Here is a 16,016-nt window from a genome sequence, read left to right as displayed (position 1 = left end):
GACCGGATGAAGGCTTCCCCCTTTTCCTACGCGCGCCCCGCGACGGTGGCCGAGGCCGTCGGGCTTCTGGCGGCGCATCCGGGGGCCAAGATCCTCGCCGGGGGGCAGAGCCTGGTGGCGACGCTGCAGATGCGGCTGAACGCGCCGGAGCTGGTCATCGACATCAACCGCATCCCCGGCCTCGGCGAGATCCGCCGCGAGGGCGACAGGCTGGTGATCGGCGCGCTCGTCCGCCATGCGCAGACCGCCGCCTCCGCGCTGGTGGCGGAGTGCTGCCCGCTCATCGCCGCCGCCATGCCGCACGTGGCCCATGCCGCGATCCGCAACCGCGGCACCACCTGCGGCAGCCTCGCCAATGCCGACCCCGCCGCCGAGATGCCGGCCTGCGCCGTGGCCCTCGGCGCCGAGCTCATGCTGGAGGGGCCGGAGGGCCCGCGCCGGGTGCCGGCGGGCGCCTTCTACCAGGGCCTGTTCGAGACCGACCTTGGCGAGGACGAGTTGCTCACCGCCGTCTCGCTGCCGGTGGCGGCCCCGGGCGAGCGTTTCGTCTTCGACGAGATCGCCCGTCGCCACGGCGATTTCCCGGAAGTGGGCCTCGCCGCCCGCCTGCGCACGGAGGGCGGGCGCACCACCTCGCTCGACCTCGTGGTCTTCGGCTCCGAGCCCTGCCCGCGCCCCTCGGAAGCGGCGCGCGAGATCGCCCTCGGCCGGCCCTTCGACGCTGCCTGCATCGCAGAGATCACCGAGGCGGTGTGCGCGGAGATGGAGCCGATGGCCCATGCCGCCGTGCGCCGCATCCAGGCGGCGGCGCTGCTGCGCCGAGCCCTTCCCCGGCTGGCCGACGGCCCGCCGGCAAACAATACCAACAATCACCAACAGGGAATCCCAGCATGACCCCCACTGCACGCCTCTGCGCCGCGGCCCTTGCCGCGGTCATCGGCTCGGCCACGCTCGCCGCGGCCGAGGAAGTCACCCTGCGCGCCGGCGTCTTCGTGCCGCTGCCCACCACCTACGGCGAGCCGTTCAAGCGCTTCGTCGACCACGTGAACGAAACCGGCAAGGGCGTGCTGCAGATCCGCGTCGTCGGCGGGCCGGAGGCGATCCCGCCCTCCGAGCAGGCGAATGCCGTCTCCTCCGGGGTGCTCGACATCGCCTCCATCCCGCCGGCCTATTACAAGGGCCAGATGGTGGAGGGCGATGCGCAGCTGCTCACCGACATGACGCTGGCCGAGCAGCGCGCCTCCGGTGCATACGCCTATCTCGACGAGCTGGCGGGCGAGCGTTTCGGCGCCACCTACCTCACCACCTACGGCGTGAACGTGCCCTTCCACATCTACACCACGAAGGAGATCACCTCGCCGGAGGACCTCGAGGGCATGCGCATCCGCGCCCAGCCCAACTACGGCGCGCTGTTCCGCGCCCTCGGGATCGAATCGATGACCATCGCGCCGACGGAGGTCTTCACCGCTCTCGAGCGCGGCGTGATCGACGGCTACGGCTGGCCGGTCTGGGGCATCCAGGACTTCGGCTGGGACAAGATGACCAGGATGCGGGTCGACCCCGGCTTTTACTCCGTCATCGTCAACGTGCTGATGAACAAGGCGAAATACGAGAGCCTGACCGACGAGCAGCAGCAGGTGCTCACCGAGGCCGCCGCCTGGTTCGAGAAGGACATGGAGAGCTGGTCGCAGGACAAGACCGAGGAAAACCTCAAGGCGCAGGCCGATGCGGGCATAACCTCGGTCGATTTCGGCCCCGAGTTCCGCCAGATGGCCGCCGACCGCTACTGGGAGGAGCTGGCCGAGGCCAGCCCCGAGCCGATCGCGAAGCTGCGCGCCCTGCTCTCGGAAGACTGAGCGCTGCCGGCGCCGGGGCCCGCACGGCCCCGGCTGCCAACCCGGCCGGGGCCTCTCGTGGCCCCGGTGCCTGCCGGCTCAGGCGGGTTCGGCGTTCTCGGCGCTCCAGGCGAGGAAGGAATCCCGCGCCAGCCCGAGCAGGGCCGCCTGCGCCGCCTCGGCGGCCTCCGCATCGCCGGCCTCGATGGCGTCGGCCAGTTTCGCGGAGCCGTCGACCGACTGCACCCGCCAGCGCGCATCCTGCAGCGTGTTGATGCGCATGAAGTGAATGGTGTCCTCGTAATGGGCTATCGACTCGATCAGGCGCTTGTTGCGCAAGGCGCTGAACAGCGCCGCCCGGATCCGCCGGTGCGCGCTCACCCAGGCGTCGCTGTCGCCGTGTTTCGCGATCTCGGCGCGGATGGTGCCGGCGAGCGCCGCGCGCTTCTCCGGGCTCATCGCCTCCACGGCGCAGCGCATGGCGTAAGGCTCCAGCCTGAGGCGGATCTCGGTGATCTCGACGATCTCCTCGGGCCCGAACTCGGGGAAGCGGAAACCGCGGACCGCCTGCACCAGGATGCGGTCGCGCACCAGCAGGGCCAGCGCCTCGCGCACCGGCGTGCGGGACACGCCGAGCTCCTCCGCCAGGCTGATCTCCTGGAACTTGTGGTCCATCGGGAACTCGCCGCGGGTGATGCGGTCCTTCAGGTTCTCGTAGACCTGCTGCCGAAGGTCGGCGACGCGAATGATCGATTTCTTCATCAGCTTCCTCTTGCTTCCTCCCCTCCCGACAACGCCCGGTCGGCCGGTTCTCCGGCTTCGCTCCTGCCCGGCGTTGTGTTCTCAGTATACGGAATACGTCGGACTGACTAATGGAATGTGGCGAAATGACCCCTGATCCCGAAGCCGCCGGAACGGTGCGCGTGCAGATGGCGGTGAACGGCCGTCCCGTCAATGCTGAAATTCCCGCCTGCACCAATCTTGCAGATTTCCTGCGCGGCGAGCTGGGCCTCACCGGAACGCACCTGGGCTGCGAGCACGGGGTGTGCGGCGCCTGCACGCTGATGGTCGACGGCGCGGCGGTGCGCGGCTGCCTGATGCTCGCCGTGCAGGCCGACGGCGCCGAGGTGACCACCGTGGAGGGGCTGGACGACCCGCTGGGCCGCGCCCTGCGCGAGGCCTTCGTGGCCCGCAACGCCCTGCAATGCGGCTTCTGCACGCCGGGCATGCTCGCCACCCTGCGCGAGGCGATCGGCGCCGGGCTGGTGCCCGAGCGCGCGGCGGTGCGCGCCGCCCTCTCCGGCAATTTCTGCCGCTGCACCGGCTACGAGGCCATCGTGGACGCAGCGCTCGACGTGATCGGAGGCCGCGATGCCCGCTGACAGCACGCTCATCGGCCGGTCCGTTCCTCGCGCCGCCGCCCGCCGCACGGTGGAGGGGCTGGGCCGCTACACCGACGATCTCGACGCCGCCGGCGTGGCCCATGTCGCCTTCCTGCGCAGCCCGCATGCCCATGCCCGCGTGCTCGGCATGGAGCTCGACGAGGCCCGGGCCGCGCCGGGGGTGATCGGGGTCTACACCGCGGCGGATCTCGCCGCCGTCTGCGCGCCCTGGCAGACCCGGCTCGCCGCCCTGCCCGCCCATGTCTCGCCGCCGCAGCAGGCGCTGGCGGGGGACATCGTGCGCTACCAGGGCGAGCCGGTGGTTGCCGTGCTGGCCACGAGCCGCCGCGCCGCCGAGAGCGCGCTGGAGCTTGCCTTCGTCGATTTCGAGGACCTCGAGCCCGCCATCCTGCCGGCCGATATCTTCGAGCCCGCGCAGGGGTTTGACGCCGCCGCCTGGGCGCCGCAGCTCGCGCTCGACCGGCAGATCGCGCATGGCGATGCCGGTGCGGCGCTGGAGGGGGCTGCCCATGTGGTGCGCCACCGCTTCGCCTTCGGCCGCCAGACCGCGGTGAGCCTGGAGGGCCGGGCGGTGCGCGCGGAGTATGACCGGCGCAGCGGGCGGCTGAGCGTGCAGCAGTCGCACCAGGCGCCGTTCCAGATGCAGCAGATCTACGCCGAGCTCTTCGGCCTGCCGCTGGGCCGGGTGCAGGTGGCAGCGCCCGACGTGGGCGGCGCCTTCGGCGGCAAGCTCCACGCCTTTCCGGACGAGATCGCCGCCGTGGCGCTCGCCGTGCTCACCGGCCGCACGGTGAAGTTCACCGCCGACCGGCTGGAGAGCTTCCTCGCCGACGCCCATGCCCGCGAGGCCCAGGCCGAGGCGCGGCTGGGGGTGGACGACGACGGCCGCATCCTCGGGATGGAGATCGACTTCGCCGCCGGGCTGGGGGCCTACTCGATCTACCCGCGCGGCTCGGTGGGCGATGCGCTGCAGGCCATCCAGCTCGCCCCCGCCGCCTACCGGGTGCCGAGCTACGCCGGCCGCGCCCGCGCCTGGTTCCAGAACAAGGCGCCGGTGGGGGCCTATCGCGGCGTGGGTCAGCCCATCGCCTTCGCGCTGATGGAGCAGATGCTCGACCTCGCCGCCGCCGCCTGCGGGCTGGACCCCGCCGAGATCCGCCGCCGCAACTACCGCGAGGCGCCGGACACCCCCGGCCCCACCGAGACCGGCGTGGTGCTGGAAAGCTTCACCACCCGCGCCTGCCTCGACACCCTGCTCGCGGAGATGGACTATGCCGGGCTGCGCGCCGAGCAGGCCGCGCTGCGGGCGAAGGGCGTGTACCGGGGCATCGGCCTCACCAGTTTCGTCGAGCTCACCGGGGTGGGCGCGCAGCTCTACGGCCCGCAGCAGGTGCGCGTGGCCGCACAGGAAACCTGCCGGCTCAGCCTCGAGCCCGACGGCACCCTCACCTGCCGCACCTCGGTGACCGACCAGGGCCAGGGCACGCTGGGCGGCCTCGCGCAGATCGTGGCCGAAACCCTCGGCGTGGCGCCCCACGCGGTGGAGATGATCGCGGGCGATACCGCCGCCACCCCGGTGGGCGGCGGGGCCTGGGCCTCGCGCGGCATGGCGCTGGGGGGCGAGGCGGCACTGCGCGCCTCCCGCGGGCTCGCCGCCCGGCTGCGCGCCGTGGCCGCGCCCCTGCTGCAATGCGAGGAGGCGGCGCTTTCCTTCTCCGACTCGGGGGTGGAGGGCCCCGGCGGCGCCCGCCTCAGCTTCCGCGAGATCGCCGAGACCGTGGCCTTCCGCCCCTACCTGCTGCCCGGCGGCACCGCGCCCGCGCTGGAGGTGACCGAGAGCTTCCTGCCGCCCGACCTGCCCTACCTCGCCACCAACGGCGTGCTCGCCGCCCATGTCGAGGTGAGCCCCGACACCGGCCTCACCCGGGTGCTGGGCTTCTGGGCGGTGGATGATTGCGGGCGCATCGTGAACCCGATGCTGGTCGACGGGCAGATCCGCGGCGGCGTGGTGCAGGGCATCGGCGCCGCCCTCTTCGAGGAATGCCGCTACTCGGCCGATGGCCAGCTGCTCAACGGCAGCCTGGTCGACTACCGGGTGCCCATGGCCGCCGACATGCCCGACATCGTGGTGCGCCACATCGAGACCCCCACCCACCAGTCCGCGCTCGGCGCCAAGGGCGTGGGCGAGGCCGGCACCGTGGGCGCGCTCGGCGCCATGTGGTGCGCGGTGAACGACGCGCTGGCGCCGCTGGGCACCACCGTCCGCCGCCAGCCCTTCACGCCCGAGCACGTGCTCTCGCGCCTGCACGGGCTGGAGGAGGAATTCGATTGAAAACAGGGCCGTTCCGGGGCTTGCAAAGCTCTGAATAACGTATACGGTATACTCAAACACGAGGTGATGCCATGAATCAGCAATCCAAGCCCAGCCTCCATGACCGCTACCCGGAGCTCGGCCGCGACAACCTTCCCGTGGGGCCTTACGTCGACGAGGCGTGGTACGAGCTGGAGAAGAAATATCTCTTCAAGAAGACCTGGCTGCATGTCGGCCGGGTGGAGGAGATCGCGAAGACCGGCGACTATTTCGTGCGCGACATGCCGGTGCTCGATTCCTCGATCATCGTGACGCGGGACCGCAAGAAGCAGGTCCGCGCCTTCCACAACGTGTGTTCGCACCGGCTCAACCGCGTGGCCTACGAGCCCTGCGGCACGACGCGGAAGTTCTTCTGCAAGTTCCACGGCTGGGCCTATGACCTCGACGGCAGCCTCACCGGCGTGCCGGACGAGAAGTCCTTCTTCGACCTCGACAAGTCGAAATACGGCCTCACCCCGGTGAGCGTCGACACCTGGCATGGGTTCATCTTCATCTGCCTCGACCCCGAGCCGGAAATCTCGCTGAAGGACTTCCTCGAGCCGATGTATGGCGAGCTCGACGGCTATCCGTTCGAGAAATTCACCGCCTGCTACTCGTGGAACACCGTCTTCGACTGCAACTGGAAGACCGCGCTCGACGCCTTCCAGGAAACCTACCACGTGGGCTACGTGCACGCCCGCTCCATCGCCGACGCGCTCGACAAGGACGAGGAGGGCAACCTCCACCCGATCGACGGTGTCTGCGGCGCCCATCACCGCCGCCTCTCCATCGCGGGCAACCCCAAATCGGTCTACGGCAATCCCAAGGCCGCCACCGGCGGCGCGGGCGCGGAAGACTCGATCTCCGGCTCCGGCACCGCGCGCGCCATCGCCGGCAAGGCGCTGAAAGTGGCAAAAGACGGTACGAAGCTCGACTTCTCCGACCTGAAGCTGCCCAAGGCGCTGAACTGGACCGGCCACCCGAACTGGGCCTTCGACATCAACGTGATCTTCCCGGACTTCTACCTCTCCTGCCGGCCGAATTACTTCCAGGCCTACAATTTCCGGCCGATCGCGCACAACAAGACCATCTTCGAGGCCCGCGTCTACTACCCGGAGATGAAGACCTCCGGCGGGCGATTCTACCAGGAATACATGAAGGTCGCCCTGCGCGACGTGCTGCTGGAGGACCTCTCGACGCTGGAGATCACCCAGGCCGCCGCCGAGACCCGCGCCAAGAAGGAAATGGTGCTGCAGGACTACGAGATCATGGTCCGCCACCAGGCCGTGGTGGTGGAGCGGATGATCCGCGCCGGCCTCGAGAAGGACGGGCTCGACCCCGACATCGCCCGCCAGACCGCCCTTGCCGGAGGTAACAACTGATGACCGCCATCCTGCCCCCCGCCTTCGCCGATCTCGAGCCCTGGTCCGACTGGTGCCTTGCCACCGAGACCCTGCGCAACCTGCGCCGGGTCACCTCGCCCTTCCCCGATATCAAGGCCTTCGCCGAGGCGGTGCTGCCGCATGTCGAGGCGATGACCGCGCATATCGACGCGAACGGCTTCCCCGATCCGGAGGCGATGGACGCCCCCACGAAGAACCTCTTCTACATGCTCATGTCGCTGGCCGAGGTGGCGCCCGCAATCGAGTCCTACGACCCGCAGGCCACCGTGATCGACGGCTACGAGTCCAAGCGCTTCGCGCCCGACGAGGCGCATCGCCTGCGCCCGGCGCTCTGAGGGGGGCGGGATGGCAAGCTGTCAGATCTTCTCCTTCACCGAAGGCCTGCGCGAAGTGGTCGAGGACGGGCTCTACATGCAGTCCGTCGTCGGTGACGCGCTCTCGGTGGGCGTGGTGAACTTCCGCGCCGCGAAGGGCTCGGACATCCCGCCCAAGTCGCACGCGCATGGCGAGGAAGCCACCCTGCAGCTGCGCGGCGGCTGCACCGTGGGCCTCGGGCCGGACGGTGCGGCGCCCGAGAGCACCGTGGCGCTGGAGGAAGGCTCGGTGATGATCATGCCCGCCGATGCGCCGCATTCCGGGGTGAACAGTTTCGATGCCGAGGGCATGTGCCTGCGCCTCAACGTGGTGACCCCGCCGCGCGCCGAATACGGCGCCAAGGGCGCCTCGCAGGTGTTCTACCCGATGGGAGGGAAGCCATGAGCCCGCGCGTCGAGCAGTCCGGCCTCGGCGCCGCGCCCTACCACGCGAACGGTGCCGAGCTCTCGGTCGATCTCGCCTGGCTCGAGGCCGAGGCGCCGGAGACCGCCGGCCCCGAGGAGATGCTCGCCGTGCTCGAAGGCGCCGTGACGCTCACCTGCGACGGCGAGCACCACGCGCTTTCCGCCGGACAGGGCGCGCTGATCGCCGCCGGGGCCCGCCGGGCGCTCGCGCCGCAGGGCCGCGCGCTCCTCTACCGGGTGAGGGCGGCCGGATGACGCTGGAAGAGCGGCTCGCGCGGCTGGAAGCCCGCGAGGCCATCCTGGCCGTGATGGAGCGCTACGCCGCCGCGGCGGACGCGAAATACACCGCCCTGCGCGCCAAGCGCGGGCAGGCGGAGTTCGACGCTGCCGCCGCCGATCAGGCCGCCTGTTTCGCCCCCGATGCCACCTGGCAGGGCGGCGATTTCGGCGGTGACAGGCAGGGCCGCGCCGCCATCGAGGCCTTCTTCCGCACCAGCCCCTGGCTGTTCACCGCCCATCACTACGGCCAGCCGCTCATCGAGATCGCCGGCGAGACCGCCACCGCGCGCTGGCGCATGTTCGAGCTCGGCCTGCGCGAGGGCGACGGCCGGGTGCTGCTGCTCGTCGGCCGGGTGTCGCAGAGCTGGGCCGCCCTGCCCGAGGGCTGGCGCATCGCCACCATGCGTTTCGACAGCCTGCACGCCGTATCCCTTGCCGACACGCCCGAGGCGCTGCGCTGCCTCATCCCTGCCGGAGAGTCCTTCTGATGCCCGACACCGCCCTGAGCCCCGCCCCCGAGGCGTGCGCCGGCTTTCCCATCGAGGAGGCGCTCTGCGAGATCGTCTCCAATGACGCGGTGAATGCCGAGTACCGGCTGATGATCGCCCGCGCCCCGGAGGCCGCGCTGCGCGCCCGGGCCGGGCAGTTCTTCCACCTGCTCTGCCCCGCCACCGAGGCCGGCCAGCCCTTCCTGCGCCGCCCGATGAGCATCTACCGAATCGACCCCGCCCGCGGCGAGATCGGCTTTCTCTACAAGGTCACCGGCAAGGGCACCCGCGGCCTCGCCACCCTGCGCCCGGGCGAGATGCTCAACGCCCTCGGCCCGCTCGGCCGCGGCTTCACCCTGCCCGCGGACACGCGCCACGTGATGATCCTCGGCCGGGGCGTGGGCCTCGCGACCATGGCGCCGCTCGCCCGCCTTGCGGCCGAGAGCGGTGCTGCGGTCACCGCCGTGCTCAGCGCCCGCAGCCCGGAGCTGGTGATGTCGCGCGGAGAGCTCGAGGCCGCCGGCGCCCGTGTCATCGAGGTGGTCGACACCGACGGCTCCTCGGCGCCTGAGGAGATGGAGCCCCGCCTCGCGGCCCTGCATGCCGAGCGCGCCTTCGACTACATCGCCACCTGCGGCTCCAACCGGCTGTTCCGCCTCGCCCGCGGGCTCGCCCGCTCCTGGGGCATTCCCGGCGAGATCGCCCTCGAGCAGCACATGGGCTGCGGGCTGGGCATGTGCTACGCCTGCGTCATCCCCGTGGCGCTGCCCGGTGGGGGCGAGGAATATCGCCGGGTCTGCTGGGACGGCCCGGTCTTCACCCTCGAGGAGGCCAAGGGATGGTAACCAACAGCGCACCGGACCTCTCGGTCCGCATCGGCTCGCTCACGCTGAAGAACCCGGTCATGCCCGCCTCCGGCACCATCGCCGAGGGCATGACGCAGGTGATCGACATGGGCCGGCTCGGCGCCATCGTGCTCAAGACCATCACGCCCGACCTGCGCCAGGGCACCCTGCCGCCGCGGGTGGCGGAGTATCGCGACGCGACGCTGTTCTCAATCGGCATCCCCTCGAAGGGCCCCGACTACCTGCTAGAGCACACGCTGCCGGCCTACGCGGCCTGCGACGCGCCGCTGGTCGCCTCGGTCTCGGCCGACACGGCGGAGGATTTCGGCAAGCTCGCCGCCTATATCTCCGACCCGCGCATCGCGGCGATCGAGGCCAACATCTCCTGCCCCAACCTCAAGGCCGACGGCCGCGCCTTCGGCATGGACCCGGAGGCGACGCGCGAGGTGCTCGAGCGCATGGTGGCGGCCACCCGCATACCGGTCTGGGCCAAGCTCACGCCCAACGTGGGCGACATCACCGTCTTCGCCCGGGTGGCGGAGGAGGCGGGCTGCGAGGCGGTCATTGTCGGCAACGCCATCCTCGGCATGGCGGTCGACGCCGAGGCCATGCGCCCGCGCCTCGGCAACGTGATGGGCGGGCTCACCGGCCCGGCGGTAAAGCCCATCCTGCTGCGCATGGTCCACCAGTGTGCGAAGGCGGTGCAGATCCCGGTCATCGGCTGCGGCGGCATCACCGGCGGCGAGGACGCGGTCGAGTACATGCTCGCCGGGGCCACGGCCGTGCAGGTGGGCACGGCGAATTTCATCCGCCCCCACACGATGACCGAGGCGGTGGACTGGATCGCCGACTACTGCACCCGCCACGGCCTTTCCGCCGCGCGCGAGATCACCGGCGCGCTGCGCCCGCTCCACGCCCCCGCCACAGCCCCGACGGAGACCGTATGACCGACGACTGGACCCGCCTCTGCGCCACCGGCGACGTGCCGGAGGGCGAGGCCCGCAGCTTCACCGCCGCCGGCAAGCGGCTCTGCGTCATCAATGACGGCGCGCAGTTCTACGTGCTCGACGACCTGTGCACCCATGGCCAGGCTTGGCTCTCCGAGGGCTATTGCGACACCGAGGATTGCGTCATCGAATGCCCGCTCCACGGCGGTCTCTTCGACTACCGCGACGGCAAGCCCGCGGGCGATCCGGCCGAGAAGGACGCCCCCACCTATGCCGTGCGCGTCGAGGGCGACGCGGTGCTGGTGGCCCTCGCCGGGGCGCCGGCGTGAGCGCCCGGCGCGTCGCGGTCATCGGCGCGGGCGGCACTTTCGCGATGATGGGCGCCCACCCGCGTGACTGGGTGGATTACGGCGACACCGGCATCATCCGCCCCGTGGAGGAGGTGCTGGCCGATCTCGCCCCCGGCCTGCCCGGCATCGAGCCGGTGCCGTACTCCTTCCGCATCCTGCCCTCCACCGGCATCACGGTGGCCGACTGGTGCGCGCTTGGCGCCGGGATCGCCGCCCGCGCCGCCGAGCCGGGCCTTGCGGGCATCGTGGTCACCCACGGCACCGCCTCGATGGAGGAGACGGCCTTCTTCACCGCCCTCACTTGCGCGGCCCCCCTGCCCGTGGTCTTCACCGGCGCGCAGCGCCCGCCCAACACCGAGGGCTCCGACGCCGGCCCCAACCTGCGCGCCGCCATCGCCGCGGCGGCGAGCCCCGGGCTCGCGCCCGGCACCTATCTGAGCATGAACGCCACGCTCTTCGCCGCCACGGACGTGAGCAAGACCGCAAACTTCGCCCTCGACGCCTTCGAGGCGCCCGAGTTCGGCCCCCTCGGCCTCGTCGAGCCCGACGGCACCCTGCGCCTCGCCCGCCAGTCGCCGCCCCTGCCCCGCCGCTTCGCCCTCCCCGACGGCGCGCTGCCCCGGGTCGACATCGCCTTCTCCCATGCCGGGGCCGACGGCACCGCGATCGACGCCTTCACCGCCGCCGGTGCCCGCGGCATCGTCAGCGCGGGCATGCCGCCGGGCCGCTGCGCCCCGGGCGAGCGCGCGGCCCTCAAGCGCGCCGTCGCCGCCGGGGTCACCGTGGTGCAGGGCTCCCGCGCCGCGCGCGGCCGCGTGCCGCTGCAGGCCTACAACACCGCCGACGGCATCCTCTCCGGCGGGGCGCTCGCGCCCAACAAGCTGCGCATCCTGCTGATGCTGGCCCTCGCCGAGGGCCTCTCCCCGCAGCAGGTCCAGGACGCCCTGCTCGCCTTCTGAGCCCCCCGCCCGGGCCCCCGCGCCCGCCGGCGCAGCCGGCGCTTGCCCGACGGGGCTCGATGCCCCCGAGGGCAAGGGCTCCGGGTGAGGCGCAGCGCTCCCGCCCCCGAACAACAGCCGCGCCACCCTTCGCTGCTGGCGGGCGGGCCGCTTCGGTGCCATGCTCCTGCCAACGAGGGGAGGCTGGCCGATGGATCTTCACTCCGTACTCGCCCTGGTGCTGGCAACGGCGCTGCTCGTCGCCATCCCGGGGCCGAACGTGGCGCTCATCGTCGCCACCACGCTGGAGCGCGGCTGGCGCGCCGGCTGCGCCACCGTGCTCGGCACCACGCTGGGGGTGGCGCTGCAGCTCGGCCTCGTGGCACTCGGGCTCGCGGCACTGATGGACCATGCGGCGGCGGCCTTCGCCTGGGCGCGCTGGCTCGGGGTCGGCTTCCTGCTCTGGCTGGGCTGGCGGGCCTGGGCGCGCGGAGGCGCCGCGGAGCTGCCGTCCGCCCCGGCGCCGCGCCCCACGGCCCGGCTCTTCGCCCGCGGCGCGCTGCTCGCCTGCGTGAACCCCAAGACGCTGCTGTTCTCCGCCGCCTTCCTGCCGCAGTTCGTGCGCCCGGAGGCCGGGCCGGCCGGGATCGTGCTGGCGGCGGGCCTGCATCTCGCGGTGCTGCTGGCCGGCGACATGGCCTGGGCGGCCGGCGCCGAGCGCGCGCGCCCCCTCCTCGCCCGGCTCGGGGGCCTGCGCCACCGGCTCAGCGGCGCGTTCTACGCCGGCGCGGCGATCGGGCTCGCGCTCGCCCGGATCGGGCGGCAGGGGGCCGCGCCCTGACGCGGGACATGAAAAACCCCCCGCCGGGACTGCCTGCGGGGGGAAGTGAGCTCCCGTCCCCGGGAGACACCGCTCAGCGGAGCAGGTCCGGGAGCCATTGCACGAGCCCGGGGAAGACGACGAGGAGCGCCATCACCGCGAACTCGAGGATGAGGAACGGGATCACCGCCGCGTAGATGGTCGAGATCGGCGTCTGCCGCCCCGCCACGCCCTGCATCACGAAGAGCAGCAGGCCGAAGGGCGGCGTGCACAGGCTGATCTCCAGCGCGATCAGCATCAGCACCCCGAACCACAGCGGGTCGATGCCCGTGGCGGCGATGATCGGCATGAACACCGGCAGGGTGAGCATCATCATCGACACCTGGTCCATGAAGCAGCCCAGCAGCACCAGCACGCCCAGCATCGCCACCGTCATCGCCAGCGGCGCGAGGCCCGAGGAGGTGACGATGTCGGCCACCGCCTGGGTGGCGCCGGAGAAGGCGAGGATCTGGCTGAAGGTGCCCGAGGCGCAGATCACGAACAGGATCATGGCCGAGAACTTCAGCGTCTCGATCACCGCCTCCTTCATGTTGGCGAGCGTGACCGAGCGGTAGCAGGCCCCCGCGATCACCGAGGCGATCACGCCGAGCGCGGCGGATTCGGTCGGGGTCGCGATGCCGGTCATCATCGAGCCCACCACGACGATGAAGATCCCCACCAGCGGCAGCACGTATTTCACCAGCGGCATGAAGCGCTCGGCGAAGGAGAGCTCCTCCACGTCGTAGGCGGGGGCGAGCGCGGGGTTCATCCGGCAGCGGATGGCGATATAGGCGAAGAAGGCCACCGCCATCAGGATGCCCGGCACGATGGCGGTGAGCAGCAGGTCGTTGATCGAGATGCGCGCGAGCGAGCCCAGCATCACCGCGAGGCCGGAGGGCGGGATCAGCATCGCGACGCCGCCCACCGCGAGGATGGGGCCGATGGCGATGGTCGCGGCATAGCCGCGCGAGCGCATCTCCGGCAGCAGGGTCTTGCCCAGCACCGCGGCATTGGCGAGCGTCGAGCCCGAGAGCGAGGAGAAGATCGTCCCCCCGATCACCGCCACCATGGAGAGGCGGCCCGGCACGCGGGAGATCACCCGGTCGATCGCGTTGATCGAGCGCGCGGCCATGCCGGTGTGCAGCATCACCTCGCCCATCAGCACGAAGAGCGGGATGGGCACCAGCGAGTACTGCGCCACCGCCGAGCGCATGTTGCGCACCATCTGCAGCAGGCCCAGGTCTCCGCCGAGGAAGATCAGCGCGCCGATGATGTTGACGGTGAGGAAGGAGAACACCACCGGCAGGCCGAGCAGCAGGAACCCCACCACCCCGCCGAACATCACCAGCAGCGCGAATTGCCATTCGACCATGTCAGATCCCGTCCTCGATGCGCGGGGCGGAGGGCTCCGCCGGGGCGCCGCTGCGCAGGGGGCGGGCGGCCTCGGCCACGCGCCGCGCGAATTCCACCACCAGCAGGGCGCCTGCGAGCGGGATCTGCCACTGCAGCCACCAGTCGGGGATGATCAGCTCGCTGAAGATCAGCTCGCCCCGGCTCCAGGAGGTGGCGAAGACACGCACCCCGTACCAGGTGATCACCGCGCAGGTGACGAGGCCGGCGAGGCTGGTGAGCAGCTCCGCCACCTCCGCCGGCCGCTTCGGCAGGTGGGTCACCACCACGTCGACCCGGATGTGCAGGTTGTGGCGCAGGATCCAGGGCGCGGCGAGCACGGCGATGTTGAACATCGCGTGCTCCGAGAGGTCGACCACGCCGCGGATCACCCCCAGCCCGAGGCTGCGCAGGATGGCCTCGGCGCCGATGGCGACCACGAGGAAGCAGATGAGCCCTCCTGCCACCCAGGCAAGGCCGGCGACGAAGAGGGAATAGCCATGCGAGAGCGCCTTCATGACAGGCGTCCTGCGCACCGGCCGGGGGCCGGTGCGTTCGGTTCGGCGGCGTGGTCGGGGCCCATCACGCTCACTTCATCAGCTTGGCGCGCAGCGCGGGGATGGCCTCGGGGCTCACCTGCTCCAGCTCGTCCCAGTAGACGTTGCTGGCCTGCTCGGCGAACTCCGGCCCGAGGTCGACCGGCGTGATGCCGGCCGCGTCCTGCGCCGCGGCGTTCTGCTCGGAGAGGTCGGCCATGTAGCCCTGCATGGTGGTCTCGAACCAGGCGACGGAGTCGCTCAGCACCTGGCGCTGCGCCTCGGTGAGGCCCTGCCAGCGGTCCTCGTTCATCAGCACGTTCACCACCACGTTGTAGAAGCCCGGCTCCAGCCGCACCTTTGTCATCTTGTCCCAGCCGAGGTCCTGGATGCCCCAGGCGGGGAAGGCGTAGCCCTGCACCACGCCGCGCTCGAGCGCGGTGTAGACGTCGGGGATCGGCAGGGTCATCTGGCTCACGCCCAGCGAGTCGAGGAAGGGGTTGAACAGCGGCTGGCTGCGGATGCGCATGCCGTCGAGCTGGGAGGCGTCGGAGATCTCCTCGGTGAGGTAGAGGTGGAACTTCACCCCCGGCCCGTAGGAGGTGAGCAGCTCGGCGCCGAGATTGTCGCGGATCACGTCCTGCAGCAGGGCGTAGCCGCCGGAGGCGCGCTGCTCCTCGAGCGTCATGTCCGAGAGGTCCTGGGCATTCGCTTCCGGCACGATCTGCTTGTAATGGCCCGGCACGGTGACGGCGATGTCGATCAGCCCGTCGCGCAGGGCGTTGGGCTGCTCGGTGGCGGGCAGCGCCTCGGGGCCGACGATGTCGATCTTCACCTCGCCCGCGCCCACCTCGTTCACGTGGTCGGCGAAGATCTTGAAGGGCGCGCCCCAGGTGGTGTTGGTCGCGGTGAAGACCGCGGCGCGCAATGTCACCTCCTCGGCGCTGGCGCTCACGGCGGCGCCCAGCACAAGGGCCGAGACGGTGGTGGCGAATGTGAATTTCATGTGCGGGCTGCCCTTTCCAAGGTGGCGTATCTGCTCAGAATGGAGGCAGCGACTCGCGACTGCCTTCTAAATGGTTGCGTATACGGTATTCGAAAATCGCGGCCAGTCAACGCTCTTGCGCCGCCGCCACGCAGCCCGGGCGGCGAAGAGAGGACAGCCGGGACGATGCGGACAGCACGCCCTCCGGCGCTCGTGACGGATGGCGTGCGCGCCGGGGGCACAGCCCCCGGCCCGGCCCAACGGCGCGGGAGGCCGCCGCAGGCTGCCGACCAGAGCGGGCGGGAGGGCTACCGCCACGGCACGCCCTCTCCGCCCCGCGGCACACCGCTCCGGCGCGCAGGGCCGGCCGGGAGCCCTCCCGCCTCTCCGCCGGTCTCCGCTTGCGCGGAGAACCGCTCCGCGTTGGGCCGGGCCGCGCCCCTGCGGGGCGCGGTGCGCGCGGGCGGCCGGCCCGTGCACGCGCTGCGGGCAGGGCTGCGTGGCGACTGGCGTTCAGGGCTGCCCCCCCTGCGGGGCGCATGCCGGCAAGGCGCCGGCCCGGCAGGCGGGTCAGGCCCGGCGGAGCGCGGAGGCGCCCCTCGGGAGGAGCATTGCCCGGTGGTTCGCCGC

General features: G+C 71.5%; 18 protein-coding genes. 14 read left to right on the top strand and 4 right to left on the bottom strand.

Annotated features, from left to right (window positions below; translation table 11 throughout):
* Positions 1-6 precede the first annotated feature (6 nt).
* Both D3P35_RS10250 and dctP (D3P35_RS10245) read left to right on the top strand, forming a co-directional pair.
* Positions 7-894: a xanthine dehydrogenase family protein subunit M gene (locus tag D3P35_RS10250; protein ID WP_198670553.1), complete on the top strand. Its 888-nt coding sequence runs from the start codon at positions 7-9 to the stop codon at positions 892-894.
* On the top strand, positions 891-1,856 hold the full coding sequence (dctP, locus tag D3P35_RS10245) for a TRAP transporter substrate-binding protein DctP (protein ID WP_118134634.1): 966 nt from the start codon (positions 891-893) through the stop codon (positions 1,854-1,856). Before D3P35_RS10250 ends, dctP (D3P35_RS10245) begins: the two co-directional genes overlap by 4 nt.
* A 78-nt stretch (positions 1,857-1,934) precedes the next feature.
* Here dctP (D3P35_RS10245) and D3P35_RS10240 read toward each other — a convergent pair whose 3' ends face one another.
* Positions 1,935-2,597 carry a GntR family transcriptional regulator gene (locus tag D3P35_RS10240; protein ID WP_118134633.1) on the bottom strand — a complete coding sequence of 221 codons (663 nt, stop codon included), beginning with the start codon at positions 2,595-2,597 and terminating at the stop codon, positions 1,935-1,937.
* A 125-nt stretch (positions 2,598-2,722) separates the two neighbouring features.
* On the opposite strand from D3P35_RS10240, the gene D3P35_RS10235 reads away from it, so the two are divergent.
* The 12 genes from D3P35_RS10235 (at position 2,723) to D3P35_RS10180 (ending at position 12,458) form a co-directional block, all read left to right on the top strand.
* Positions 2,723-3,217 carry a (2Fe-2S)-binding protein gene (locus D3P35_RS10235; protein WP_118134632.1) on the top strand — a complete coding sequence of 165 codons (495 nt, stop codon included), beginning with the start codon at positions 2,723-2,725 and terminating at the stop codon, positions 3,215-3,217.
* A complete protein-coding gene (locus D3P35_RS10230; RefSeq protein WP_118134631.1) occupies positions 3,207-5,570 on the top strand; it encodes a xanthine dehydrogenase family protein molybdopterin-binding subunit in 2,364 nt (787 codons plus the stop codon). Before D3P35_RS10235 ends, D3P35_RS10230 begins: the two co-directional genes overlap by 11 nt.
* Before the next feature lie 71 nt (positions 5,571-5,641).
* Positions 5,642-6,970, top strand: coding sequence for an SRPBCC family protein (locus D3P35_RS10225; protein ID WP_118134630.1), 1,329 nt, complete (start codon positions 5,642-5,644; stop codon positions 6,968-6,970).
* On the top strand, positions 6,970-7,326 hold the full coding sequence (locus tag D3P35_RS10220) for a hypothetical protein (RefSeq protein ID WP_118134629.1): 357 nt from the start codon (positions 6,970-6,972) through the stop codon (positions 7,324-7,326). Before D3P35_RS10225 ends, D3P35_RS10220 begins: the two co-directional genes overlap by 1 nt.
* Positions 7,327-7,336: 10 nt before the next feature.
* A complete protein-coding gene (locus D3P35_RS10215) occupies positions 7,337-7,750 on the top strand; it encodes a cupin domain-containing protein (RefSeq protein WP_118134628.1) in 414 nt (137 codons plus the stop codon).
* A complete protein-coding gene (locus D3P35_RS10210) occupies positions 7,747-8,025 on the top strand; it encodes a hypothetical protein (protein WP_118134627.1) in 279 nt (92 codons plus the stop codon). Before D3P35_RS10215 ends, D3P35_RS10210 begins: the two co-directional genes overlap by 4 nt.
* Positions 8,022-8,537: a nuclear transport factor 2 family protein gene (locus tag D3P35_RS10205; RefSeq protein ID WP_118134626.1), complete on the top strand. Its 516-nt coding sequence runs from the start codon at positions 8,022-8,024 to the stop codon at positions 8,535-8,537. Before D3P35_RS10210 ends, D3P35_RS10205 begins: the two co-directional genes overlap by 4 nt.
* On the top strand, positions 8,537-9,382 hold the full coding sequence (locus D3P35_RS10200) for a dihydroorotate dehydrogenase electron transfer subunit (RefSeq protein ID WP_118134625.1): 846 nt from the start codon (positions 8,537-8,539) through the stop codon (positions 9,380-9,382). Before D3P35_RS10205 ends, D3P35_RS10200 begins: the two co-directional genes overlap by 1 nt.
* The gene (locus D3P35_RS10195) at positions 9,376-10,329 is read left to right on the top strand and encodes a dihydroorotate dehydrogenase (protein WP_118134624.1); all 954 of its coding nucleotides are present in this window, start codon (positions 9,376-9,378) and stop codon (positions 10,327-10,329) included. The genes D3P35_RS10200 and D3P35_RS10195 overlap by 7 nt, the downstream gene beginning before the upstream one ends.
* On the top strand, positions 10,326-10,658 hold the full coding sequence (locus D3P35_RS10190; RefSeq protein ID WP_118134623.1) for a non-heme iron oxygenase ferredoxin subunit: 333 nt from the start codon (positions 10,326-10,328) through the stop codon (positions 10,656-10,658). Before D3P35_RS10195 ends, D3P35_RS10190 begins: the two co-directional genes overlap by 4 nt.
* On the top strand, positions 10,655-11,638 hold the full coding sequence (locus D3P35_RS10185) for an asparaginase (protein WP_198670552.1): 984 nt from the start codon (positions 10,655-10,657) through the stop codon (positions 11,636-11,638). Before D3P35_RS10190 ends, D3P35_RS10185 begins: the two co-directional genes overlap by 4 nt.
* A 190-nt stretch (positions 11,639-11,828) precedes the next feature.
* Positions 11,829-12,458 (top strand): LysE family translocator, encoded by a 630-nt coding sequence (locus tag D3P35_RS10180; protein ID WP_118134621.1) that lies wholly within the window; start codon positions 11,829-11,831, stop codon positions 12,456-12,458.
* Between the two features lie 73 nt (positions 12,459-12,531).
* Here D3P35_RS10180 and D3P35_RS10175 read toward each other — a convergent pair whose 3' ends face one another.
* The 3 genes from D3P35_RS10175 to dctP (D3P35_RS10165) all read right to left on the bottom strand — a co-directional run bounded on the left by D3P35_RS10175 (position 12,532) and on the right by dctP (D3P35_RS10165) (position 15,407).
* Positions 12,532-13,848, bottom strand: coding sequence for a TRAP transporter large permease (locus tag D3P35_RS10175; RefSeq protein ID WP_118134620.1), 1,317 nt, complete (start codon positions 13,846-13,848; stop codon positions 12,532-12,534).
* A 1-nt stretch (position 13,849) separates the two neighbouring features.
* A complete protein-coding gene (locus D3P35_RS10170; protein WP_118134619.1) occupies positions 13,850-14,383 on the bottom strand; it encodes a TRAP transporter small permease subunit in 534 nt (177 codons plus the stop codon).
* A 70-nt stretch (positions 14,384-14,453) separates the two neighbouring features.
* Complete coding sequence (gene dctP / locus D3P35_RS10165; protein ID WP_118134618.1) at positions 14,454-15,407, bottom strand: TRAP transporter substrate-binding protein DctP; 954 nt, start codon at positions 15,405-15,407, stop codon at positions 14,454-14,456.
* Between the last annotated feature and the right edge of the window lie 609 nt (positions 15,408-16,016).

It is taken from the genome of Oceanicella sp. SM1341 (genome assembly GCF_003448965.1).
Lineage (GTDB): Bacteria > Pseudomonadota > Alphaproteobacteria > Rhodobacterales > Rhodobacteraceae > Paroceanicella.
The sequence above is the reverse complement of the archived record's forward strand: the minus strand, read 5'-3'. Positions and strand labels throughout refer to the sequence as shown.